The following is a 24,112-nucleotide window of genomic DNA, read 5'->3' as shown; positions in this document are numbered from 1 at the left end:
CCTGTGGGAGCTGGCTTGCCGGCGATGGGCTGCACAGCAGCCCCAATGGCCTTAACGCTGCACGGGCGTCGGCCGCTGCACTTCAGCCCTGCGCCCCAGCACCTCATACACCGACGGATACGCCGGCCGTTCCACATACCGCCCCGCGCCCTTTTCCGCGCGCAGGTCGCCATCGGCCCAGAGCACCTTGCCCTGGCTGATGGTGTGGCTGGGGATGCCGCGCACGGTACGGCCTTCGAAGATGTTGAAGTCCACCTGCTGGTGGTGGGTCCTGGCCGAGATGGTGCGGGTGCCTTGCGGGTCCCACAGCACCAGGTCGGCGTCGGCGCCAACACGAATGGCACCCTTGCGCGGGAACAGGTTGAAGATCTTCGCAGTGTTGGTGGAGGTCAGCGCGACGAACTCGTGCATCGACAGGCGCCCGCTGTTCACCCCGGCATCCCACAGCACCGCCATGCGGTCCTCGATGCCGGCAGTGCCGTTGGGGATACGGCTGAAGTCGTCACGGCCCATCGCTTTCTGCTCGGCGCAGAAGCAGCAATGGTCGGTGGCGGTGGTGTGCAGGTTGCCCGACTGCAGCCCGCGCCACAGTGCCTCCTGATGTTCGCGCGGGCGGAACGGTGGGCTCATCACGTAGCCTGCGGCGGTGGCCCAGTCCGGGTCACGGTAGACGCTGTCATCCAGCAGCAGATGGCCGGGCAGGACTTCGCCGTACACCGGCTGGCCCTTGCCACGGGCATAGGCGATTTCGTCCAGCGCTTCGCGGCTGGAAACATGCACCAGGTACAGTGGCGTGCCCAGTGTCTCGGCAATACGAATGGCGCGGCTGGCTGCCTCGCCCTCGACCTGGGATGGGCGTGACAGCGGGTGGGCTTCCGGCCCGGTCAGGCCCTGGGCGAGCAGTTTTTTCTGCAGGTGGTACACCAGTTCGCCGTTCTCGGCATGCACGGTGGGCACCGCCCCCAGTTGCAGGCAGCGCTCGAAGCTGGCCACCAGGGTGTCGTCGGCGGCCATGATCGCATTCTTGTAGGCCATGAAGTGCTTGAAGCTGTTCACCCCATGGTTGGCCACCAGTTCGCCCATCTCTTCGGCCACCTGCTCGCTCCACCAGGTGATGGCGACGTGGAAGCCGTAGTCGCTGGCGCTTTTCTGCGCCCAGCCGCGCCAAGTGTGGAAAGCCTCCAGCAACGACTGCTGCGGGTTGGGGATGACGAAGTCGATGATCGAGGTGGTGCCACCGGCCAGGCCTGCGGCGGTGCCGCTGAAGAAGTCCTCGCTGGCCACGGTGCCCATGAACGGCAGCTGCATGTGGGTATGCGGGTCGATGCCGCCGGGCATCAGGTACTGGCCGCTGCCGTCGAGGATCTCGCAGTCGCTGGGTGGTTCGAGGTTTTGCCCGATGGCGCGAATCAGGCCATCGGCACACAGGACATCGGCGGGGTAACTCTCTTCGTGGGTGACCACGGTGGCGCCACGGATCAACAGGGACATGCCGTTTTCCTCGCAGGCTGACCGGTCTGGGCCGGTTCTTGGAATTGTCTTGGCGCAGGGCGGGCAGGGAGGTTAATCCTGTCAGGCCTGACAAGATTGGAGGCTAGATGCAGATACGGCATTCAGCAAGAAAATTTTCCCATTAATTTTGTGGTTTTTAACTCATTGAAATTAAAGAATTTATTGGTTTTGCAGTGCTGATTGCGGGGTTTTTTGAAACTTTGACTGACTTGACAAGATGAAAATCTGGTCGAGATTTTCAAGCACATGAAGCGTGTGTACTCCGGCCATCGCATCAACCCGATGGGCAAACAACTACAAGAACATCTGGAGCAAGCCCCATGCAGCAGAGCAGATCGGAAGTGGTCGAGCAGGATGGCCTGTTCGAGCTGTCCGAGGGCAGCGATGTCCTCGACAGCCCGCGCTACAACCACGACATCGCCCCGACCAAGGTGCACCAGCGCACCTGGAACAAGTGGCATATCACCGCCCTGTGGGTGGGCATGTCCATCTGCGTGCCCACCTACACCCTTGGCGGCGTGCTCACCGCCTACTTCGGCCTCAGCGTGGGCGAGGCCTTGCTGGCGATCTTGCTGGCCAACCTGATCGTGCTGATCCCGCTCACCCTCAACGCCTTCCCAGGCACCAAGTACGGCATTCCGTTCCCGGTGCTGCTGCGTTCGTCGTTCGGCATTCTCGGCTCCAACGTGCCATGCCTGATCCGCGCGGTGGTCGCCTGTGGCTGGTTCGGCATCCAGACCATGTTCGGCGGCCTGGCCATCCACCTGTTCCTCGGCTCGGTGTTCGACGGCTGGAAGGCCCTGGGCGGTACCGGCGAGGTGATCGGCTTCATGGTCTTCTGGTGCCTGAACCTGTGGGTGGTGCTGCGCGGCGCCGAGTCGATCAAGTGGCTCGAAACGCTTTCTGCACCGCTGTTGGTGGCGGTCGGCGTCGGCCTGCTGTTCTGGGCCTTGCCGCACATGTCGATGACCGAACTGCTGGCCCAGCCGCCCAAGCGCCCGGAAGGGGCGAACATGCTCGGCTACTTCTGCGCCGGGCTTACCGCCATGGTCGGTTTCTGGGCCACGTTATCGCTGAACATCCCCGACTTCAGCCGTTACGCCCGCAGCCAGAAGGACCAGATTCTCGGGCAGATCTTCGGCCTGCCGCTGACCATGTTCCTGTTCGCCGCGCTGGGCGTGGTGCTGACCGCTGCCTCGGCGTCGCTGGTTGGCGAGACCGTGTCCGACCCGGTCAGCCTGATCGGCAAGATCCACAGCCCGTTCTGGGTGGCCCTGGCCATGGCGCTGATCGTGATCGCCACGCTGTCGACCAACACCGCGGCGAACATCGTGTCGCCGACCAACGACTTCCAGAACATCGCCCCACGCCTGATCGGGCGCAGCCGCGCGGTGTGGCTGACCGGCTTCATCGGCCTGGCGCTGATGGGCCACGAGTTGCTGAAGAAGCTGGGCTGGATCGTCTCCGACCTTAGCCTGGAAAGCGTGTACTCCAACTGGCTGCTGGGCTATTCCAGCCTGCTGGGGCCGATTGCCGGGATCATGGTGGTGGACTACTTCCTGATCCGCCGGCAGAAGCTGGACCTGGCCGGGCTGTACCGTGACGACGTGTACCCGGCGTGGAACTGGGCCGGCTTTGCCGCCTTTGCGTTGCCGGTGGCGCTGACAGTAATGGCCATTGGCAACGACAGTTTCAGCTGGTTCTACGACTACGGCTGGTTCACCGGTTCGCTGCTGGGTGGGGCGCTGTATTACCTCTTCGCCGGCGTGGTCGCGCGCAGCCCGGCGCGGGTGGCCAAGCCCTTGCCGTGAGACCGCGCTGGCTTCTTCGCGGGCTCACCCGCTCCCACAGGTACGGCGCAGGTCCCGAGGCCAACACTGTACCTGTGGGAGCGGGTTTACCCGCGAAGAGGCCGGCACAGAAAACAAAAAGCCTTAAGGAGAAACTCGTGACCCCAGTCAAAGACATCCTGAAGACCACCGCCCCCCACATCGACAGCACCCGCCTGTGGCAGTCCCTGATGGACCTGGCCCGCCTCGGTGCCACCGCCAAGGGCGGCGTGTGCCGCCTGGCCCTGACCGACCTCGACCGCCAGGCCCGCGACCTGTTCGTGCAGTGGTGCGAGGCCGCCGGTTGCACAGTCAGTATCGACGCCGTCGGTAACATCTTCGCCCGCCGCCCGGGGCGAAACCCCAAGCTGCCCCCGGTGATGACCGGCAGCCATATCGACACCCAGCCCACCGGTGGCAAGTTCGACGGGTGCTTCGGGGTGATGGCCGGGTTGGAAGTGCTCCGCACCCTCAATGACCTCGGCGTGGAAACCGAAGCGCCGCTGGAAGTGGTGGTGTGGACCAACGAGGAAGGCTCGCGCTTTGCGCCGTGCATGATGGGGTCTGGGGTGTTCGCCAGCAAGTTCACCCTGGAGGAAACCCTGGCCAAGCGCGACGCCCAGGGTGTCAGCGTTGGCGAGGCGTTGAACGCCATCGGCTACGCCGGCCCGCGCGCTGTATCAGGCCACCCGGTGGGGGCCTATTTCGAAGCGCATATCGAGCAGGGCCCGATCCTCGAGGATCAGCGCAAGACCATTGGCGTGGTGCTGGGCGCGCTGGGCCAGAAATGGTTCGACCTGACCCTGCGCGGTGTCGAGGCCCATGCCGGCCCAACGCCCATGCACCTGCGCAAGGACGCACTGGTCGGCGCGGCGGCGGTGGTGGAGGCAGTCAACCGCACCGCCCTCGGCCACCAGCCCCATGCCTGTGGCACGGTGGGTTGCCTGCAGGCCTACCCGGGCTCGCGCAACGTGATCCCGGGCGAAGTGCGCATGACCCTGGATTTTCGTCATCTGGAGGGTGAGCAGCTGAATGCGATGATTGCCGATGTGCGCGCGGTGATCGAAGCGACCTGTGCCAGGCATGGCCTGAGCCACGAACTGGTACCCACGGCCGATTTCCCGGCGTTGTACTTCGATAAAGGGTGTGTCGATGCCGTGCGCGAATCGGCGCAGGCGCTGGGCCTGCCGCACATGGACATCGTCAGCGGCGCGGGGCACGACGCGATCTTCCTGGCCGAGCTCGGGCCGGCGGGGATGATTTTCGTGCCGTGCGAGAACGGTATCAGCCATAACGAGATCGAGAACGCCACGCCCGAGGACCTGGCGGCGGGCTGCGCGGTGTTGCTGCGCGCGATGCTTGCGGCATCGGAGGCGATTGCCAGTGGGCGGTTGGCGGCATAGTGGAGCGGTGGGTTGTGGAGGGCTTCGCATGTGTTCGCCACAACATCTTCATCGCCTGTGAAATCGAGCGCCGCCCGCGCGGCGCTTCGCGGCACAAGGCCGCTCCCACATTTGTTGCAACGTGCCACACTTGTCAGGCAATGGTTGGCAGCCTTGTCGCTTTGACGCGGTTTTTTGGCTGGCGCTACCGAAGCCCCACTTGCCTCAAATCATGCACCAAGGCGGGCGACGCCTCTCTCACAGGCATGGCCACGTTGCAACAAATGTGGGAGCGGCCTTGTGCCGCGAAGCGCCGCGCGGGCGGCGCTCGATTTCACAGGCGATGAAGATGTTGTGGCGAGCATCTGCGAAGCTCCACAATTCATCCCGCCGGCTCGAGACAGCCATCGCGCCCGATGTGATAGCGCTGCAGGTCCTGCGCCAGGGTCAGCTGCCCGCTGTAGTGGGCGAGGGCTTCGTCGCGCACGTTGTCGATGCTCGGGCTGCGCCGTGGGTCGTTCTGGTAGCGGGCGCTGAAGTGCGTCAGCACCAGGTTGCGCACGCCCGCAGCTTCGGCAAAGCGCGCCACCGCAGCCGCGGTGCTGTGGCCGAAGGTAACCCCCGTGCGTTCGACCACCGCCTGGGTGAATGTGGCTTCGTGTACCAGCACGTCCGCGCCCTTGGCTGCGTCGGCCAATAGCTCGGGGTTGTCGTTGTCGCCGCACACGATCACCCGCCGCGGCGGGCGCGAAGGGCGCAAGTAGTCGCTGCCATGCAGCCGCCGCCCGCCATGCTGCACCGTCAGGCCCTTGGCCAGGTCGCCCCACAGCGGGCCGCGGGGGATGCCATCGGCTTCCAGGCGCGGAATGTCCAGGCGTGGTTCGGGGTTGAGCTCGGTGAAAACGAAGCCGACGCTCGGTACCCGGTGCGACAGTTGCACGCTGGTTACTTGCACGGCATCACTGCGCCACTCGACCAGCTCTTCCACGGGCAGCAGGCGCAGTTCGAATGGCAAGAAGGTATCGCTAGCCACCAGCCCCTGCCGCACCCAGTCGTGCAGGGCAGCGGGCAGGACAAGGTCCAGCGGCTGGGTGCGCCCGCTCATGCCGGCGCTGGCCAGCAGGCCCGGCAGGCCGAAGCAATGGTCGCCGTGCACGTGGGTGATGAAGATGGCGCGCAGGTCGCGGATCGACAGCGGCGTGTGCAGCAGCCGGTGCTGGGTGCCTTCGCCACAGTCGACCAGGTACCAGTGGCTGCCGCTGGCTTCGATCACGGCGGTAGCGCTGACGTTGCGTGCCTTGGTCGGCACGCCGGCGGAGGTGCCGAGGAACAGCAGGTCCATGTTCAGGCTCCTTGTTTCAGCCTAGCAACGCCAGGGCGCACACCTTAGCCTGATTGCTGCATGCCGTCGATGGCCCGCTACTCGGCCTGCCGCCAGATCAGGTTGCTGGTGTCATAGCCTTGCTCCCGGGCAATCGTCAGCAGTTGCTCGCGCAGCTGGTCGGTGACTGCGGGCGTGCGCGAAAGCAGCCACAGGTATTCGCGGTTCGGGTGGCCGACCAGGGCTACGCGGTAGTCCTTGTCGTGGTACAGCACCCAGTACTCGCCCTTGGTCAGGCCGGGCGCGAGGCGGCTGAACCAGTTGTCGAAGCGCACCCAGAGCTTGTCGGTGCTGCCCGGTTGCTGGGCTTCGGCGATGCCCTTGGCCTGGTTCCACTGGCCGTCTTTTTCCTGGCAGCGGTTGGTCACATCGATGCGCCCGTCCTCTCGCAGGCCATAGTGCGCCTCGGACTGCACGCAGTTGCGCTGGAAGAACATCGGCAGCCGCGCGAGTTCGTACCAGGTGCCCTGGTAGCGTTGCAGGTCGACCTGCTGGGTACGCGGCGGTGCCGGGTGATCGTTGCCGGCGCAGCCGAGCAGGGCCAGGGTCATGCAGGAAAACAGCAACGTGGTGCGTAGCGCCATGGTGAACCTCCTTGACACGGACGGGGCTTACCTGTGTTTCGATGCGGGCGAGAGGCAAAAGTTGTACGGGATTGGAAAGTCGAATGGCGTGCAGCAGAATCGAAAGCGCAAATCTGTGCTGGCCTTTTCGCAGGTAAACCCGCTCCCACAGGCACTGCACAGCCTTTGAGCCTGGCGCAATACCTGTGGGAGCGGGTTTACCCGCGAAGAGGCCGGTGCAGGCTACCTCACAGCCAGTAGGTCACCGCCCACCACCCCAGCCCACCCATCACTACGGTATAGGGCAAGGCCATCCACACCATGCGCCCATACGACAGCCGGATCAGCGGCGCAATCGCCGAAGTCAGCAGGAACAGGAACGCCGCCTGCCCATTCGGCGTCGCCACGCTCGGCAGGTTGGTGCCGGTGTTGATCGCCACCGCCAGCGTCTCGAAATGCTCGCGGCTCATGCCGCCATCGAGGAACGCCTGCTTCACCTCGGTAATGTAGATGGTGGCAACGAACACGTTGTCGCTGATCGCCGACAGCAGGCCGTTGGCCAGGTACAACATGCCCGGTTGCTGCTCGGCCGGGAGCGCCAGCACCCAGGCAATCAACGGGCTGAACAGTTGCTGCTGGTGAATCACCGCCACCACGGCGAAGAACACCACCAGCAATGCGGTGAACGGCATGGCGTCCTGGAAGGCACGGCCCAGGCGGTGTTCGTCGGTGATGCCGGTGAACGCCGTGATCAGCACGATCACCATCAGACCGATCAGGCCGACCTCGGCAACGTGCAGCCCCAGGCAGACGATCAGGATCAGTGCGGCCAACCCTTGCACCCACAGCGCGATGCGCTGGGCAGTGGTGCGCGCAGCATCGTCCTCGGCGGCGTAAGTGGCCAGCACCTGGCGCACCGGCTCGGGCATCAGCGTGCCATAGCCGAACAGGCGCAGCTTTTCCAGCAGCACGCAGGTCAGCAGGCCGGCGCCCAGTACCGGCAGCGACACCGGTGCCACCTTCAGGAAGAAGTCAGCAAAGCGCCAGCCCATCTCATGGCCGATCAGCAGGTTCTGCGGCTCGCCCACCAGTGTGCACACGCCGCCCAGGGCGGTACCCACCGCGCCATGCATCAGTAGGCTGCGCAGGAAGGCGCGGAACTGGTCGAGGTCTTCACGGTGCAACTGTGCGACCTGCTGGTCGCTGTCCAGCGCACTGTCTTCGCGCGGGTTGGCCCCGGAGGCGACGCGGTGGTACACCGCATAGAAACCGACCGCGGCACTGATGATCACGGCGGTGACGGTCAGCGCATCGAGAAACGCCGAGAGGAATGCCGACAGCACGCAGAACAGCAACGCCAGGATCGCCTTCGAACGCACACCCAGCAGAATGCGCGAGAACAGGAACAGCAGCAGTTCCTTCATGAAGTGGATGCCCGCGACCATGAACATCAGTAGCAGGATCACAGGGAAGTTGTGCTGCAGCTCTTCGTAAAGGGCTTGCGGAGTGGTCATCTGCAACAGCAGGGCTTCGACCAGCAGCAGGCCGCCAGGCATCAGCGGGTAGCACTTCAGTGCCATGCCCAGGGTGAAGATGAATTCGAGCACCAGTGCCCAGCCGGCAGCGACCGGGCCGACGGTCACCAGCAGCAGCGGGTTGAGCACCAGGAACAGGCAGATGACTGCCTTGTACCAAAGCGGCGACTGGCCCAGAAAGCTGTGGGCGAGGGCGCCGGTCAGGGAGCGCGACATGAATTTGTATCCTTATGATTCGGCGATGGCGCACGGTGCCGGATCGGCGCGTCTTAGGCAAGGCGTAAAGTCCCGTTTTTGGCACAAGTGCGGTCATCGGGCTGGGTTACCATCCGTGCCATGAACCCTTCACCCGCAGGAGTGCCGCCCGTGACCGAGTACAGCGCATTCAAGGTCGAACTGACCGACAGCATCGCCCACGTTCAGATCAACCGCCCGGAAAAGGTCAATGCGATGAACGCGGCCTTCTGGGAGGAGATTGTCGACATCTTCCAGTGGGTCGACGACACCGACGCGGTGCGGGCGGTTGTGATCAGCGGTGCCGGCAAGCATTTTTCCGCTGGTATCGACTTGATGATGCTGGCTTCGCTGGCCGGGCAGATGGGCAAGGATGTGGGCCGTAATGCACGCTTCCTGCGCAGCACCATCCTGCGCCTGCAGGCGTCGTTCAATGCCGTGGACAAATGCCGCAAGCCGGTACTGGCCGCGGTGCAGGGTTACTGCATTGGCGGCGCGATCGACCTGATCTCGGCCTGCGACATGCGCTACTGCAGCAGCGACGCACAGTTCTCGATCAAGGAAATCGACATGGGCATGGCCGCCGATGTCGGCACACTGCAACGTTTGCCTCGTATCATCGGTGACGGCATGATGCGTGAGCTGGCTTTCACCGGGCGCAATGTCGAGGCCGAAGAGGCGCTGCGCATCGGCCTGGTCAACCGGGTCTATGATGATCAGGCCGCGCTGATGGACGGGGTCTTTGCCATTGCCGGCGAGATTGCCGCAAAATCGCCGATCGCCGTGGCCGGCACCAAGGAAATGCTCAGCTACATGCGTGACCATCGCATCGACGATGGCCTGGAATACATCGCCACCTGGAACGCCGCGATGCTGCAGTCCGAAGACCTGCGCGTGGCGGTGGCGGCGCACATGAGCAAACAGAAACCGACGTTCGCCGACTGATCAGGCCGGGGGACGCGCAGTAAGGGAACCCCCGACATGTCAGCACGCTGGACTACCGCAGTACTCGACCCGCAGATCACCGGGGGGCTGGCCGTGGCCCGCAGCCCGGAAGGGTTCCTGGTGGACGACAACGGCGCGCTGTTCCCTCGCGACTGGCTCAAGCGCCAGGACCTCGACGTGCTGTGCGAGCACGGTATCGGCCACTTCGACGGCCAGCCGGTGTTCCTGCTGGAGCTGCGCAGCGCCACCGACCTGCCCGGCTGCGCCTGGCGCGGCCTGCGCGCGTTCATGCTCGAGGGTGACTTCGACACCTACAAAGTGCTGGGCTACGCCGCGCAGATTGGCACCTGGGCCCGCGAGCATCGCTTCTGCGGCAGCTGCGGCCAGGCAATGACGCAGATTCGCTGGGAGCGGGCGATGTACTGCCAGCCGTGCGACCTGCGCAGCTACCCGCGCATTTCGCCGAGCATGATCGTGCTGGTGACCCGAGGCGACGAAGTTCTGCTGGCGCGTTCGCCTCGCTTCGTCACTGGGGTGTACAGCACCCTGGCAGGCTTCGCCGAACCGGGCGAGTCGGCCGAGGACTGCCTGGTGCGCGAAGTGCGTGAAGAGGTGGCGGTGGAGGTGAAGAACATCCAGTACATCGGCAGCCAGTGCTGGCCGTTTCCGCATTCGATGATGCTGGGCTTCCATGCCGAGTATGCCGGCGGCGATATCGTCATGCAGCCGGACGAGATCGAGGACGCCAAGTGGTTCAGCGTCCACGACCTGCCGCCGCTGCCGGCCGGGCGGTCGATTGCCCGGTACCTGATCGATCTCTACGTTGCGCGTCGCCTAGGCTTGGCCGAGCCAGTGCTGCCACGCTAGGCGCACGGTCAATGCCAGCACCACGGTGATGAACACCGGGCGGATGAACTTGCTGCCGCCACTGATCGCCGTGCGTGCGCCGAAGAATGCGCCGACCATCACCGACAGGCCCATGCACAGGCCGACGATGTAATCCACCTGCCCGGAAATGATGAACACCGTCAGCGCTGCGATGTTGCTGACGAAGTTCATGCTGCGCGCCACGCCGCTGGCCCGGACCAGGTCGATGGGGTAGAGCAGCAGGGTGCTCACCGTCCAGAACGCCCCGGTACCCGGACCGGCCACGCCGTCATAGAAGCCCAGGGTGAAGCCTTGCGGCACTTGCCACTTTTTCCTGATCGGTGCATCGGCATCCAGCGGCGCCTTGGGCGTGCCGCCGAACAGCAGGTAGACGCCACAGGCGAAGACGATCACCGGCAACATCTTGTTCAGCCATTCGGCCGGCATGTAGTGGGCGATCACTGCACCGAGCAAAGCACCGACCAAGGTGGCGAACAATGCCGGGCGCCATTGCGCCGGGTGGAACAGCTTGCGCCTGTAGTAGGTGAAACCGGCGGTGGCCGAGCCGAAGGTAGAGCTGAGCTTGTTGGTGCCCAGTACCAGGTGCGGCGGCATGCCGGCGGTGAGTAGCGCCGGGGTGGTTAGCAGGCCGCCACCGCCGGCGATGGCATCGATGAAACCGGCGACGAAGGCGACCAAGGCCAGGATCAGCAGGGTGAGGGGTTCTACGGTGAGTTCGAAGGGCATGGGGTTCTGGCAGGCAGGGAGGCAAGGGGCGGCAAAGGGCCGCACTAGAAGGGTGACATGGTAATCCTGGGGGAGGTGTGTTGCCAGTGCCGGCCCTTTCGCGGGTGAACCCGCTCCCACAGGTTATATGCACATCTGAAGACTTGTGCGGTCCTTGTGGGAGCGGGTCCACCCGCGAAGAGGCTGGTACAGGCCATCACATCAGCTACGGATAAACGCCAGCAAGTCCGCATTGATCACATCGGCATGTGTCGTCGGCATGCCATGCGGGTAGCCTTTGTAGATCTTGAGCGAGCCATTGGGCAGCAGCTTAGCCGACAGCACCCCGGCGTTTTCATAAGGCACGATCTGGTCATCATCGCCGTGCATCACCAGTACCGGTTGCTGGATGCCCTTCAGGTCTTCAGTAAAGTCGGTCTGGGAAAACGCCACGATGCCATCGTAATGGGCCTTGGCGCTGCCGATCATGCCCTGGCGCCACCAGTTGCCGATGATGCCTTCGCTGGCTTCGATACCTGGGCGGTTGTAGCCGTAGAACGGCCCGGCCGGCACATCCCGGTAGAACTGCGCACGGTTGCTGGCGACCTGGGCCTGGAAGCCGTCGAAGACGGATTTGGGCAGCCCACCAGGATTACCGGGAGTCTGCACCATCAATGGCGGTACGGCGGCGATCAGCACGGCCTTGGCCACCTTGTCTTCAGGGTGTCTGGCCATGTAGCGCACCACTTCGCCACCGCCGGTCGAGTGGCCGACATGCACGGCGCCCTGGATGCCCAGGTGAGCGACAACCGCCGCCACGTCGTCGGCGTAGTGGTCCATGTCGTGGCCGTCCCATACCTGGCTGGAGCGGCCATGGCCACGGCGATCATGGGTGACCACGCGGTAACCCTGAGCGAGGAAGAACAGCATCTGCGCATCCCAGTCGTCGGCGCTGAGCGGCCAGCCGTGGTGGAAGTGGATGACCGGTGCGTCACGCGGGCCCCAGTCCTTGTAGAAGATCTGTACGCCGTCCTTCGTGGTTACATAGCTCATGTCGTGTCTCCTGGGTGCAGGGAGCGAAGGGAGCTATTGAGCATAGGAGGAATTTATCCCGGCACTGGAATTTGTATTTGCAGTACCGGCCTCATCGCCGGCAAGCCAGCCACAGGTACTGCACAGTATTTGCAGCCTGTGGTGATCCTGTGCGGGCCTCTTCGCGGGTGAACCCGCTCCCACAGGTACTGCACAGGTCTTGATATCCGTACATGACATGTGGGAGCGGGTTCACCCGCGAAGAGGCCCGCACAGGTGATACAAATTGCCCTTCAGACGCGGTCGCGCATTCGGTACCAGCACTTGGCAGCGGCTTCCAGCGGTGCCGCCAGCAGATCGCCGCCGGGGAAGCGGCCGTTGTCGATGCCTTGGTACAGCGTCAGCAGGTCGTCGTCGCCAAGAATGGCATCGCTGACCGCACGCGCCGCCGCCAGTGTAGGGAGCACGCCATGGCCGGAGAAACCCTGCAGCCAGTAGCGCTGGCCCTCGCGGCCGACATCCGGGGTACGCTGGATACTGCAATCGATATGGCCGCCCCAGGCGTAGTCGATGGCTACCCCGGCCAGTTGCGGGAACACCCGCTCCAGGTACGGGCGGGTGGCGCTGGCGACATCCTTGGGGATGCCACCCAGGTAGGTACAGCCGCCACCGAACAGCAGGCGGTGGTCAGGGGTAAGGCGGAAGTAATCGGGCACGAACTGGTTGTCGATCACGCAACTGTTGCGCGGCAGCAGCGAACGGGCGAAGTCGGCGTCCAATGGCGCAGTGGCCACCTGGTAGGACCCGACGGGCAGCAGGCGGCGTGACAGGCTGCGGTCGAGGCGGTCGATGTAGGCGTTGCAGGCCAGTACCAGCACGTCGCTGCGCACTTCGCCACGCGCGGTGCGGGCGATGTAGCCGCTGCCGGTCTGTTGATAGTCGAGCACCTGGCTTTGTTCGTAGATTCGCCCGCCAGCCGCTTCGATGGTACTGGCCAGGCCCTGGGCCAGCTTCAGTGGGTTGAGGTGGGCGCCTTTGGCGTCGTATAGCGCAGCCTGGTAGCGCGGGCTGTCGATCCATTGCGGCAGCTCGTCGCGGCCGATCAGGCGCAGGGCGTCGTAGCCCCATTTGTGTTCGGCCTCGTGCAGGGCTTCTTCCAGCATCTTCACCCGGCGCGGCAGCACGGCGGTCCACAGGCTGCCCAGCCGGTAGTCGATGTCGAAGCCATGGCGCTCGGGCAATTCGCGCATTTCATCGGCGGCCCAGCACATGCTGGCCCACAGGCGTTGGGTGCGTTCGACGCCCAAGGCCTTCTCCAGCGGCGGCATGTCGCACGACCAGCCGAGCAGTGCCTGGCCACCGTTGCGGCCGGACGCGGCCCAGGCCACGCGGCTGGCTTCCAGCAGCGTTACACGCTTGCCGGCCTGGGTCAGGCGCAAGGCGGTGTGCAGGCCGCTGAAGCCGGCGCCAATGATCAGGACTTCGGTGTCGTGGCTGCCTTGCAGGGTAGGGTGCAGGGGAATGCTGGCGGGGTAGGTCTGGGCATAGTAGCTGGCGATGTGCTGGGCGGACTGTTTGAACATGCAGGGATTCCATGAAATTTATTGTGTTTATTTTCATGAAAATTTAGCAGGTAAATTTCATGGTGCCAATGCATGGTCGGGGTTGATGGTTTAGCTGGGGTTGTTGTTGTGATACCTGTCCTGGCCCTTTCGCGGGTAAACCCGCTCCCACAGGGTCATAACAGGTCTCGAGGTTGGCGCTGTACCTGTGGGAGCGGGTTTACCCGCGAAGAGGCCGGACCTGATAGTGCAAAAACTTCAGGTTGTCGCCTTTCTCCGAGGCTGCCGCGGCTTGCTGGCAGCCTTGCTTCCAGCCGCTTTATTCTTTCCATTTCCTCGACGCTTCTTCTTCCACGGCGGCGCTGCCCCGGCTGCCGGCCCGCTGATGGTCATGCGCATGCCGCTGCACCGTTCGACCAGCTTGCCCATCCACGCCGACTGCCGGGCGACGAACTCCTCCAGCGTCATCTCGCCACTCTGCACCATGTCCAGCGCCTGTTCCCAGATAGCCGTGGTGCCAGGGTCGGCAATGGCGCGTGGCACGGCGTCGATCAGGCTGAAGGCCGCAGGGGTGGCGGACAGCGCCTTGCCGTTCTTCACCAGGTAGCCGCGGTCTAGCAACCCCTGGATGATGCTGGCACGGGTGGCTTCGGTGCCGATACCGGTGGTTTCCTTGAGCTTCTGCTTCAACCGCGGGTCGTCCACCAGCTTGGCGACGTTCTTCATTGCCTTGATCAGGTCGCCTTCGGTAAATGGCTTGGGCGGCTGGGTCCACAGGTCCTTCAGTTGCAGGCCCTGCACTGTGCAGTCCTGGCCTTCGTGCAGCGCCGGCAGTACCTGGGCCGGTGCTGCCTCGCGGCCCTTGGTCGGGGTCAGCGCCTCGGGTAGCGCACGGCGCCAGCCTGGTTCGACGATCTGCTTGCCTACTGCACGCAGGGCATGGCCGGCGCAGTCGAAGTCGGCCTGGGTGCGGTCGTACTCGTGGTTGGGCAGGAACTGCGCCAGGTAGCGGGCGCGGATCAGGGTGTACACCGCCTTGTGCTTGGCGGGCAGGCGCGACGGGTCGCTGGCGGCGGCAGTGGGGATGATGCCGTGGTGGGCGCTGACCTTGGCGTCGTTCCACGCCCGTGAACGGCGCTGCGGCTCCAGGTAGGGTTGCAGCGGCGCCAGGCTGGCATCGGCCCGTTGCAGGGCGGCGAGGATGGCTGGCGCTTCGGCGTGCTGGCTTTGCGGCAGGTAGCCGCAGTCGCTGCGCGGGTAGGTGATCAGCTTGTGGGTTTCGTACAGGGCCTGGGCAATGTCGAGGGTTTCCTGGGCGCCGAGGCCGAACTTTTTCGAGCACAGTTCCTGCAGGGTGCCCAGGTCGAAGGGCAGGGGCGCGGCTTCTCGTACGCGCTCGGTGGCCACCTTGATGGCCCGGGCAGTGCCGGCCTGGTTGATGTCCGTGGCGGCCTGTTGTGCCAGGGCCTGATTCAGACAGCGGCCTTGGTCGTCGCAGGCGTCCTCGGGTGCGCGCCATTGGGCATTGAAGCCTTGGCCTGCGTGCTCCAGCTGCACATCGATGGCCCAGAACGGTACCGGCACGAAGTCGGCGATGCTGCGGTCGCGGTCGACCACCAGGCGTAAAGTCGGCGTTTGCACCCGGCCCACCGGCAGCACGCCCTGATAGCCCGACTGGCGGCCCAGCAGGGTGAACAGTCGGCTCATGTTCATGCCGATCAGCCAGTCGGCGCGCGAGCGGCCCAGCGCCGAGTGGTACAGGTTGAAGGTTTCGTGACCCGGCAGCAGTCGCTCCAAGGCCTTGCGAATGGAGGCGTCGTCCAGCGCCGACAGCCACAGGCGCTGCACCGGGCCGCGGTAGCGGCAATGCTCGACCAGTTCGCGGGCAATCATTTCGCCTTCGCGGTCGGCGTCGGTGGCGATCACCAGTTCGCGCGCTTCGCCGAGCAGGCGTTTGACTGCCTTGAACTGGCTGGCGGTCTTGGGTTTGACCAGCATCTTCCACTTTTCCGGGATGATCGGCAGGTCGGCCAGGTTCCAGCGCTTGTAGCGTTCGTCGTAGCTGTCAGGCGGGGCGGTTTCCAGCAGGTGGCCGATGCACCAGGTCACGCAGACGTCGGTGCCTTGCCAGCAGCCATCGCCCTTGCGGGTGGCGCCGAGCACTTTGGCGATGTCTTTTGCCTGGGAGGGTTTTTCGCAGAGGAACAGGCGCATGGCCGGGGACGCTTCATCGGGGTTGATGGGCGATAGGATGCGCAAGCGGGGGCGCGGAGGCAAGTTTTATCTGGATGGATGTACAGGTTTTTTGTCAGGAGGGGTGTCTTGGCTGTGCCGGCCTCTTCGCGGGTGAACCCGCTCCCACAGAGGGCCCCCCACAATATTCAGGATTTGTGGTGGCCCCTGTGGGCAGATCATGGATCAGGCGCGCGAGTCGCGCACCATGTCCACGTGCGGGATGCCGGCTTCGAGGAACTCTTCGCTGACTACGCGAAAGCCCAGCCGCTCGTAGAACGGCGTGGCGTGCACCTGGGCGCTGAGCATCTGCTGCTTCAGATCGCGGTTCTGTGCTTCGACAATCACTGCGTTCATCAGCGCGTCACCCACCTTCAGCCCGCGCCAGTCCTTCAGCACCGAGACCCGGCCAATGGTGCCGTCAGGCAGCAGGCGCGCGGTGCCGATCGGGTAGTCGCCTTCCAGGGCCAGGAAGTGCACGGCGGTCGGGTCATCCGAGTCCCATTCCAGCTCCGGCGGAACGTGCTGTTCGGCAATGAACACTGCTTCGCGGATGCGGCGGATATCGGCGTTGTCCTTGTGCCAGTCGGCGAGGCGCACACGAATCTTATTCATTGGCGAATCCCAGGCTTCCTTGCTTGACCAGCTGTTGAACCAGCATAAGGCCATCTTCATCCTGCAGCCATTCGCCCAGGTTGTCGATGTGCAGGGCGTCGGCCGCGCAAACCAGCTTCAGTAGCTCGCGCAGTTTGCCTGGCAGCGGGCAGCTGCGGCCGCTGGCGAACAGCAGCAGGTCTTCTTCGAATTCGGACCAGGCCAGGCGCGCGCTCGGGTTGCGGATCAGGATGGCGCCCTGTTCCAGGGCATCGACCAGCTCTTCCTCGGACAGCTCTTCACCGACGATCTGCTCGGGGTAGCGCGGCTCGGTCATGAACTGGCCGAACCAGGTCAGCAGCAGGTCCTTGTCGCCCATGTGCTTGTCGAGCAGCGCCTTCAGGCGGTCGAGGGCGTCGTGCTGGATCTGGTGCGGGTCGCTGACCGGCTGGGCATCGGCGTCGCTGTAGCGTTCTTCGTCGGGCAGGAACTGGCCGAGGAAATCGGTGAAGTGGGTCAGCACTTCGGCGGCGCTTGGCGCGCGGAAGCCTACCGAGTAGGTCAGGCAGTCGTCCACGGCCACGCCGTAGTGGGCCAGGCGTGGTGGCAGGTAGAGCATGTCGCCCGGCTCCAGGGTCCACTCATCGCTCTGCTCGAAGTCGGCGAGGATGCGCAGGTCGGCGTGCTCCAGCAGCGAGCTGTCGCTGCTGCACATCTGGCCGATTTTCCAGTTGCGCTGGCCGTGGCCCTGCAGCAGGAACACGTCGTAGTTGTCGAAGTGCGGGCCGACGCTGCCACCAGGGGCGGCGAAGCTGATCATCACGTCATCGATGCGCCAGCTGGGCAGGAAGCGGAAGTTTTCCAGCAGTTCGGCTACCTCCGGGACGAACTGATCCACGGCCTGCACCAGCAGGGTCCAGTCCTTTTCCGGCAGTTCGGCGAAGGTATCTTCGGTGAACGGGCCGCGGCGCAGTTCCCATGGGTGCGCGCCGTGTTCCAGCACGATACGCGACTCTACTTCCTCTTCCAGGGCCAGGCCGGCCAGCTCGTCGGGGTCGATCGGGCTGATGAAATCGGGGAATGCCTGGCGCACCAGCAGCGGCTTCTTCTGCCAGTAGTCGCGCATGAATTCGCGGGCCGAGATGCCGCCAAGCAGCTGCAGTGGAGTATCAGGATTCATGTTCAACCTATTGAAAAAATGTAATTTTCGTTCGGGAATAAAAACGCCCGGCCAGGCCGGGCGTTGAACGCGACGGTCAGCTTAGATGCGTTTGGCCTGTGCTGCCGCGTTGCCGATGTAGGTAGCAGGGGTCAGCTGCTTGAGCTCGGCCTTGGCTTCGGCTGGCATGTCCAGGCCGTCGATGAAGGTCAGCAGCGCTTGCGGGGTGATGCCCTTGCCACGGGTCAGCTCTTTGAGCTTCTCGTAGGGGTTTTCGATGTTGAAGCGGCGCATCACGGTCTGGATCGGCTCGGCCAGCACTTCCCAGCAGGCGTCCAGGTCGGCGGCGATGCGGGCTTCGTTGACTTCCAGCTTGCCGATGCCTTTCAGGCTGGCTTCGTAGGCAATGACACTGTGGGCAAAGCCCACGCCCAGGTTGCGCAGCACGGTGGAGTCGGTCAGGTCACGCTGCCAGCGCGAGATCGGCAGCTTGCTGGCCAGGTGCTGGAACAGCGCGTTGGCGATACCCAGGTTGCCTTCGGAGTTTTCGAAGTCGATCGGGTTGACCTTGTGCGGCATGGTCGACGAGCCGATTTCGCCGGCAACGGTCTTCTGCTTGAAGTAGCCCAGCGAGATGTAGCCCCACACATCGCGATCGAAGTCGATCAGGATGGTGTTGAAGCGGGCGATGGCGTCGAACAGCTCGGCGATATAGTCGTGCGGCTCGATCTGGGTGGTGTACGGGTTGAACTGCAGGCCCAGTTCGTCTTCGATGAAGGCGCGGGCGTTCTGCTCCCAGTCGATCTGCGAGTAGGCCGACAGGTGGGCGTTGTAGTTGCCCACGGCGCCGTTGATCTTGCCCAGCAGCGGCACGGCGGCAACCTGGGCGATCTGGCGCTCCAGGCGGTACACGACGTTGGCCAGTTCCTTGCCCAGGGTGGTCGGCGAAGCCGGCTGGCCGTGGGTGCGCGACAGCATCGGCACGTCGGCGTGGGCATGGGCCAGGGCGCGGATGGCGTCGGCGATCTGGCGCATCAGCGGCAGCAGTACTTCGTCACGGCCGGCGCGCAGCATCAGGGCGTGGGACAGGTTGTTGATGTCCTCGCTGGTGCAGGCGAAGTGAATGAACTCGCTGACCTTGGCCAGCTCAGGCAGCTTGGCGGCCTGCTCCTTGAGGAGGTATTCGATCGCCTTGACGTCGTGGTTGGTGGTGCGCTCGATTTCCTTGACGCGTTCGGCGTGCTCGAGCTTGAAGTCGGTGGCCAGGCTGTCCAGCAGGGCGTTGGCTTCGGCGGAGAACGCCGGCACTTCGCCGATCTGCGGGTGGGCGGCCAGACGCTGCAGCCAGCGCACTTCGACCAGGGCGCGGAAACGGATCAGGCCGAATTCGCTGAAAATGGGGCGCAAGGCCTGGGTTTTGCCGGCATAACGGCCGTCTACAGGGGAAACCGCAGTGAGCGAAGAAAGCTGCATGGGGTGTTCTCGGACAGTCAGGCTTTTGGAAGGGCGCATATCATACATGAAAATTGCGCCCGAGTCGGGTGGCTGACCAAAGGTCGGGCCTTAAAACGCACGTCATGGCTTCTGTGGGAGCGGGTTTACCCGCGAATGCAGTGGTAGAGCCAACATTGCATTCGCGGGTGAACCCGTTCCCACAGGGTCAGGAAGGCGAACGCATCATGTCGTACAGTTCGTTCAGCAGCTTGCGGCGGCTGAACACCAGCTGCCAGCGATGCCCGCCCAGCTGGCGCCACAGGCGTGCGGCGCGGATGCCGGCCAGCAGCAGGGCGCGGATCTTCGAGGCGTTGCTCGCCTGCTGCAGGAAGCGCATGTCGCCATGCACCTGGATGCGCTGACGCAAGGTGCTCAGGGTGTCCTGGTACAAGGCTCCGCTGGAAGCGATGACGTTTTCATGAACCAGGCCGAAATGCTCGGCCTGGGACTGGATTTGCGGCAGGCGGTTGCCAATGGTGTCGAGCAGGTCGCCGCGTTTGTTCAGCTGGCGCTCAAGGCCCAGCATCGACAGGGCGTAGCGCAACGGCTCGCGCTGCAGGCTGCTGGGGTCGCGCTCCAGCGCGCCGACCAGCGCGCGGTAGCCGTCACGCAAATTCAGGTCGTCACCGCCGAACACCTCCAGGGTGTCCTTGGGGTCGCGGACCAGCAGGCTGCCCAGCATGCAGCCGATGTTGGCCTCGCTGGCCTGGCCGGTGCGGGCGATGCGGTCGACCAGTACTGCGGCCTGGAACACACCGCCCAACGCAATCAGCTGCTCCTGCAGGTTGCTCATGCGCGCGGGCTCCACGGCTCGGCAGCTTCGATAACGCCGCCGCCCAGGCACACTTCGCCGTCGTAGAACACCACCGACTGGCCTGGGGTAACGGCGCGCTGCGGTTCGTCGAACACCGCGCGGTAACCGCTTTCGGTCAGTTCCAGGGTGCACTGCTGGTCGCTCTGGCGGTAACGCACCTTGGCGGTGAGCTGGCGCGGGCTGCTGAGGTCGACCGGGTTGACCCAGAAAATTTCCGAAGCGAGCAGGGCGCGGGAGAACAACCATGGGTGTTCATTGCCCTGGCCGACCACCAAAACGTTGCGGGTCAGATCCTTGTGCAGCACGTACCACGGCTCGTCGCCGGCGTCCTTCAGGCCGCCAATGCCCAGGCCCTGGCGCTGGCCGATAGTGTGGTACATCAGGCCGTGGTGGCGGCCGATCACTTCACCGTCGGTGGTTTCGATGTTGCCCGGCTGGGCCGGCAGGTACTGCTTGAGGAAGTCGCTGAAGCGGCGCTCGCCGATGAAGCAGATGCCGGTGGAGTCTTTTTTCTTGGCGGTGGCCAGGCCGTGCTTTTCGGCAATGGCGCGTACCTCGGGCTTTTCCAGTTCGCCGACCGGGAACAGGGTGCGGGCGATTTCCTTGCCGCCGACGGCGTGCAGGAAGTAGCTCTGGTCCTTGTTCGGGTCCAGGCCCTTGAGCAGTTCGGTGAGTTCGCCGGTGTCGCGGCGGCGCACGTAGTGGCCGGTGGCGATCAGGTCGGCACCCAGCGACAGGGCGTAGTCGAGGAACGCCTTGAACTTGATTTCACGGTTGCAGAGGATGTCCGGGTTGGGCGTGCGGCCGGCCTTGTACTCCTCGAGGAAGTGCTCGAATACGTTGTCCCAGTATTCGGCGGCGAAGTTGGCGGTGTGCAGCTTGATGCCGATGCGGTCGCACACGGCCTGGGCGTCGGCCAGGTCTTCACGGGCGGTGCAGTATTCGGTGCCGTCGTCCTCTTCCCAGTTCTTCATGAACAGCCCTTCCACCTGGTAGCCCTGCTCCATGAGCAGAAGGGCGGAGACGGAAGAGTCCACGCCGCCGGACATGCCGACGATGACGCGGGTCTTGGCGGGGTCTTTGAGTGCTGGGCTGGTCATGGTTACCGGTGTGTATCAAGGGGGAAAAACGCCGATTCTATCAAACCTGCGGCGGCGCGTCAGTCGCGCAGCAGGTCGAGACTGTGCAAGGGGCCTTTGAGGTAGTCGTCGAGGCAGCGTGGCACCAGTTCGCTGCGCCAGCGGGCGGGGTCGGCCAGCAGTTCGTCGCGGGTCAGCCACACGGCGCGGACGATGTCGCTGTCCAGTGCCAGGTCGGCGTGATGGCGCACGGGGCGGGCGGCGAAGCAGATGCGCTGGTAGGTCACGCCGTTGCTTGGGGCGGTGTACAGGTAGATGCCGACCACGCCGGTGAGCTCGACCTCCCAGGCGGTTTCCTCGAGGGTTTCGCGCAGGGCGGCCTGGGGCAGGGTCTCGTTGGGTTCGAGGTGGCCGGCGGGCTGGTTGAAGACGTGCTGGTTGGCCTTGAATTCTTCGACGAAGAGGAACTTGCCTTCGTGTTCGACGATGGTGGCGACGGTGATGTGGGGTTGCCAGGTCATGAACAGCTCCTTAGAGGCCTGCACAGCCCTGGTGGGAGCGGGTTTACCCGCGAATGCGTCAGTGGATTCGCCATCGCATTCGCGGGTAAACCCGCTCCCACAGGGTCCGCGCTGCGGCCAGAAATCGTTTATCCAGAAAGCACAAACCCCGGTGCGTGGCCGGGGTTTGTGCTGTTACTTCAAGCGAACCTTACAGGGCAGCAATGGCGCTGTTCAGGGTCTGGCTTGGGCGCATCACCTTGGCGGTCAGCTCGGCATCCGGGGCATAGTAGCCACCGATGTCGGCCGGCTTGCCCTGGACGGCGTTGAGCTCGGCGACGATGGTCTCCTCGTTCTCGGTCAGGGTCTTGGCCAGTGGCGCGAAGCGTGCCTGCAGGGCAGCGTCGTCGTTCTGCGCAGCCAGGGCCTGGGCCCAGTACAGGGTCAGGTAGAAGTGGCTGCCGCGGTTGTCGATACCACCGACTTTGCGCGAAGGCGACTTGTTGGTGTCGAGGAACTTGCCGGTGGCCTGGTCCAGGGTGTTGGCCAGGACTTTGGCGCGCGGGTTGTCGTAGGTGTTGCCCAGGTGCTCCAGGGAAGCGGCCAGGGCCAGGAATTCACCCAGCGAGTCCCAACGCAGGAAGTTCTCTTCCACCAGTTGCTGTACGTGCTTCGGTGCCGAACCGCCGGCGCCGGTTTCGAACAGGCCACCGCCGTTCATCAGCGGCACGATCGACAGCATCTTGGCGCTGGTGCCCAGTTCCATGATCGGGAACAGGTCGGTCAGGTAGTCACGCAGCACGTTGCCGGTCACCGAGATGGTGTCCTTGCCTTCGCGGATGCGGGCCAGGGAGAACTTGATGGCGTCTACCGGTGCCAGGATGCGGATGTCCAGGCCGGTGGTATCGTGATCCTTCAGGTATTTCTGCACCTTCTCGATCATCACGCCGTCGTGGGCGCGGGCCGGGTCCAGCCAGAACACTGCAGGAGTGTCGCTCAGGCGGGCACGGTTGACGGCCAGCTTGACCCAGTCCTGGATCGGCGCGTCCTTGACCTGGCACATGCGGAAGATGTCACCGGCTTCGACGTTCTGCTCGAGAACGACCTTGCCTTTGCTGTCGACCACGCGCACGACACCGTCTGCCTTGATCTGGAAGGTCTTGTCGTGGGAGCCGTATTCTTCGGCCTTTTGTGCCATCAGGCCGACGTTCGGTACGCTGCCCATGGTGGTCGGGTCGAAGGCGCCGTTGGCCTTGCAGTCTTCGATGGTGGCCTGGTAGATGCCGGCGTAGCAGCGGTCCGGGATGATCGCCTTGGCATCCTGCAGTTCGCCAGCGGCGTTCCACATCTTGCCCGAGTCACGGATCATGGCTGGCATCGAGGCGTCGACGATGACGTCGCTCGGCACGTGCAGGTTGGTGATGCCTTTGTCGGAGTTGACCATGGCCAGGGCCGGACGCTGGGCGTACAGGGCCTGGATGTCGGCTTCGATCTCGGCCTGCTTCTCGGCTGGCAGGTCCTTGATGCGGGCGTACAGGTCGCCGATGCCGTTGTTGGCGTTGAAGCCAACTTCAGCCAGGGCGGAGGCATGCTTGGCCAGCACGTCGTTATAGAACTCTTCGACGATGACGCCGAACATGATCGGGTCGGAAACCTTCATCATGGTGGCTTTCAGGTGTACCGACAGCAGTACGCCGGAGGCCTTGGCATCGGCGATCTGCTCGGCGATGAAGGCTTTCAGGGCCTTGCGGCTCATGGTGGCGCAGTCGATGATTTCGGCAGCTTTTACCGCAGTCTTTTCTTTCAGTACGGTGGTGTTGCCGTCTTTGCCGACCAGCTCGATGCGCAGGCTGTCGTCAGCTTCGATCAGTGCGGCTTTCTCGCTGCCGTAGAAGTCGCCCTGGGTCATGTGGGCAACGTGCGACTTGGAATCGGCAGCCCAGGCGCCCATCTTGTGCGGGTGCTTGCGGGCGTAGTTCTTGACCGACAGCGGCGCGCGGCGGTCGGAGTTGCCTTCGCGCAGCACCGGGTTCACGGCGGAACCCTTGATGCGGTCGTAGCGGGCGCGGGATTCTTTTTCTTCCGCAGTGGCCGGCTCGTCGGCGTAGTCAGGGATGTTGAAGCCCTTGCCCTGCAGTTCCTTGATCGCGGCTTTCAGCTGCGGTACCGAGGCGCTGATGTTCGGCAGCTTGATGATGTTGGCTTCCGGGGTGGTAGCCAGCTGGCCCAGCTCCGCCAGGTGATCGCCTACTTGCTTCTCTGCGCCCAGTTGCTCCGGGAAGGCGGCGAGGATACGGCCAGCCAGGGAGATGTCGCGGGTTTCGACGGCGATGTCAGCCGAAGCGGTGAAGGCTTCGATGATCGGCAGCAGCGAGTAAGTGGCAAGGGCGGGGGCTTCGTCGGTGAAGGTATAGATGATCTTGGAACGGGTGGGCATGCGGGTTAACTCTCTGTGTGCTGAGCGTGCTCGAGTCTCGTGGTGCGCAGGGTAGGCGCATCGCCCTGGCAACGCCATGAGCGGAAAGTCGAGAGGCTGCGAGCGGTGATGGTGGATGCATCAGTCGAGCGTCAAGTGCTGAGCTGCGGTAACAACCCAGGCTTTATGGCCAGGCTATGTGTCCATTCATGGCCAAGGGCGGTCCGCATTTTTCCTAGGGATCGCCCCGATGACC

The 24,112-nt window shown here is 64.2% G+C and carries 19 protein-coding genes; 4 read left to right on the top strand and 15 right to left on the bottom strand.

Features of this window, described 5'->3' with window-relative positions; all coding sequences use genetic code 11:
- Nucleotides 1-51 precede the first annotated feature (51 nt).
- Nucleotides 52-1,491 (bottom strand): dihydropyrimidinase, encoded by a 1,440-nt coding sequence (gene hydA, locus J5M58_RS13065; protein WP_112252850.1) that lies wholly within the window; start codon nt 1,489-1,491, stop codon nt 52-54.
- A 341-nt stretch (nt 1,492-1,832) separates the two neighbouring features.
- Here hydA and J5M58_RS13060 point away from each other — a divergent pair, with 341 nt between their 5' ends.
- Both J5M58_RS13060 and J5M58_RS13055 read left to right on the top strand, forming a co-directional pair.
- Nucleotides 1,833-3,323: an NCS1 family nucleobase:cation symporter-1 gene (locus J5M58_RS13060; RefSeq protein WP_112252849.1), complete on the top strand. Its 1,491-nt coding sequence runs from the start codon at nt 1,833-1,835 to the stop codon at nt 3,321-3,323.
- 137 nt (nt 3,324-3,460) lie between these two features.
- Nucleotides 3,461-4,744, top strand: a complete 1,284-nt coding sequence (locus J5M58_RS13055) for a Zn-dependent hydrolase (protein WP_112252848.1) — start codon at nt 3,461-3,463, stop codon at nt 4,742-4,744.
- Nucleotides 4,745-5,105: 361 nt separating this feature from the next.
- Here the strand turns inward: J5M58_RS13055 and J5M58_RS13050 are convergent, their stop codons facing one another.
- The 3 genes from J5M58_RS13050 to nhaB form a co-directional block, all read right to left on the bottom strand.
- Nucleotides 5,106-6,065 carry a ribonuclease Z gene (locus tag J5M58_RS13050; RefSeq protein ID WP_112252847.1) on the bottom strand — a complete coding sequence of 320 codons (960 nt, stop codon included), beginning with the start codon at nt 6,063-6,065 and terminating at the stop codon, nt 5,106-5,108.
- Nucleotides 6,066-6,142: 77 nt separating this feature from the next.
- Nucleotides 6,143-6,688, bottom strand: a complete 546-nt coding sequence (locus J5M58_RS13045) for a lipocalin family protein (RefSeq protein WP_207878321.1) — start codon at nt 6,686-6,688, stop codon at nt 6,143-6,145.
- Nucleotides 6,689-6,915: 227 nt separating this feature from the next.
- Complete coding sequence (nhaB, locus tag J5M58_RS13040; RefSeq protein ID WP_112252845.1) at nt 6,916-8,418, bottom strand: sodium/proton antiporter NhaB; 1,503 nt, start codon at nt 8,416-8,418, stop codon at nt 6,916-6,918.
- Between the two features lie 150 nt (nt 8,419-8,568).
- Here nhaB and J5M58_RS13035 point away from each other — a divergent pair, with 150 nt between their 5' ends.
- Both J5M58_RS13035 and nudC read left to right on the top strand, forming a co-directional pair.
- Nucleotides 8,569-9,381 (top strand): crotonase/enoyl-CoA hydratase family protein, encoded by an 813-nt coding sequence (locus tag J5M58_RS13035; RefSeq protein WP_207878319.1) that lies wholly within the window; start codon nt 8,569-8,571, stop codon nt 9,379-9,381.
- Between the two features lie 36 nt (nt 9,382-9,417).
- On the top strand, nt 9,418-10,248 hold the full coding sequence (gene nudC / locus J5M58_RS13030; protein WP_112252843.1) for an NAD(+) diphosphatase: 831 nt from the start codon (nt 9,418-9,420) through the stop codon (nt 10,246-10,248).
- Here the strand turns inward: nudC and J5M58_RS13025 are convergent.
- From J5M58_RS13025 to J5M58_RS12975, 11 genes are all read right to left on the bottom strand, one after another.
- Entirely contained in the window at nt 10,216-10,995 is a 780-nt protein-coding gene (locus J5M58_RS13025) for a TSUP family transporter (RefSeq protein ID WP_112252842.1), read from the bottom strand. The genes nudC and J5M58_RS13025 overlap by 33 nt on opposite strands.
- A 201-nt stretch (nt 10,996-11,196) precedes the next feature.
- Nucleotides 11,197-12,027: an alpha/beta fold hydrolase gene (locus J5M58_RS13020; RefSeq protein WP_207878317.1), complete on the bottom strand. Its 831-nt coding sequence runs from the start codon at nt 12,025-12,027 to the stop codon at nt 11,197-11,199.
- Nucleotides 12,028-12,299: 272 nt separating this feature from the next.
- The gene (locus J5M58_RS13015) at nt 12,300-13,589 is read right to left on the bottom strand and encodes an FAD-binding oxidoreductase (protein ID WP_112252839.1); all 1,290 of its coding nucleotides are present in this window, start codon (nt 13,587-13,589) and stop codon (nt 12,300-12,302) included.
- Between the two features lie 237 nt (nt 13,590-13,826).
- A complete protein-coding gene (locus J5M58_RS13010; protein ID WP_207878330.1) occupies nt 13,827-15,782 on the bottom strand; it encodes a DNA topoisomerase III in 1,956 nt (651 codons plus the stop codon).
- A 204-nt stretch (nt 15,783-15,986) separates the two neighbouring features.
- Nucleotides 15,987-16,415 (bottom strand): GNAT family N-acetyltransferase, encoded by a 429-nt coding sequence (locus J5M58_RS13005; protein WP_112252837.1) that lies wholly within the window; start codon nt 16,413-16,415, stop codon nt 15,987-15,989.
- Nucleotides 16,408-17,574: a cupin domain-containing protein gene (locus tag J5M58_RS13000; protein ID WP_112252836.1), complete on the bottom strand. Its 1,167-nt coding sequence runs from the start codon at nt 17,572-17,574 to the stop codon at nt 16,408-16,410. Before J5M58_RS13000 ends, J5M58_RS13005 begins: the two co-directional genes overlap by 8 nt.
- Before the next feature lie 81 nt (nt 17,575-17,655).
- Nucleotides 17,656-19,026 (bottom strand): adenylosuccinate lyase, encoded by a 1,371-nt coding sequence (purB, locus tag J5M58_RS12995; protein ID WP_112252835.1) that lies wholly within the window; start codon nt 19,024-19,026, stop codon nt 17,656-17,658.
- Nucleotides 19,027-19,213: 187 nt separating this feature from the next.
- Nucleotides 19,214-19,840, bottom strand: a complete 627-nt coding sequence (gene hflD / locus J5M58_RS12990) for a high frequency lysogenization protein HflD (protein WP_015270973.1) — start codon at nt 19,838-19,840, stop codon at nt 19,214-19,216.
- Nucleotides 19,837-20,961 (bottom strand): tRNA 2-thiouridine(34) synthase MnmA, encoded by a 1,125-nt coding sequence (mnmA, locus tag J5M58_RS12985; RefSeq protein WP_025339779.1) that lies wholly within the window; start codon nt 20,959-20,961, stop codon nt 19,837-19,839. The genes hflD and mnmA overlap by 4 nt, the downstream gene beginning before the upstream one ends.
- A gap of 59 nt (nt 20,962-21,020) precedes the next feature.
- Nucleotides 21,021-21,461 (bottom strand): NUDIX hydrolase, encoded by a 441-nt coding sequence (locus tag J5M58_RS12980; RefSeq protein ID WP_025339778.1) that lies wholly within the window; start codon nt 21,459-21,461, stop codon nt 21,021-21,023.
- A gap of 190 nt (nt 21,462-21,651) precedes the next feature.
- Entirely contained in the window at nt 21,652-23,877 is a 2,226-nt protein-coding gene (locus J5M58_RS12975) for an NADP-dependent isocitrate dehydrogenase (RefSeq protein ID WP_112252834.1), read from the bottom strand.
- Nucleotides 23,878-24,112: the final 235 nt, after the last annotated feature.

Origin of the sequence: Pseudomonas sp. 32_A (assembly GCF_017490905.1) — a bacterium.
In the GTDB taxonomy this organism is placed as follows: Bacteria; Pseudomonadota; Gammaproteobacteria; order Pseudomonadales; family Pseudomonadaceae; genus Aquipseudomonas; species Aquipseudomonas inefficax.
This window is presented reverse-complemented; position numbering and strand designations above follow the sequence as displayed.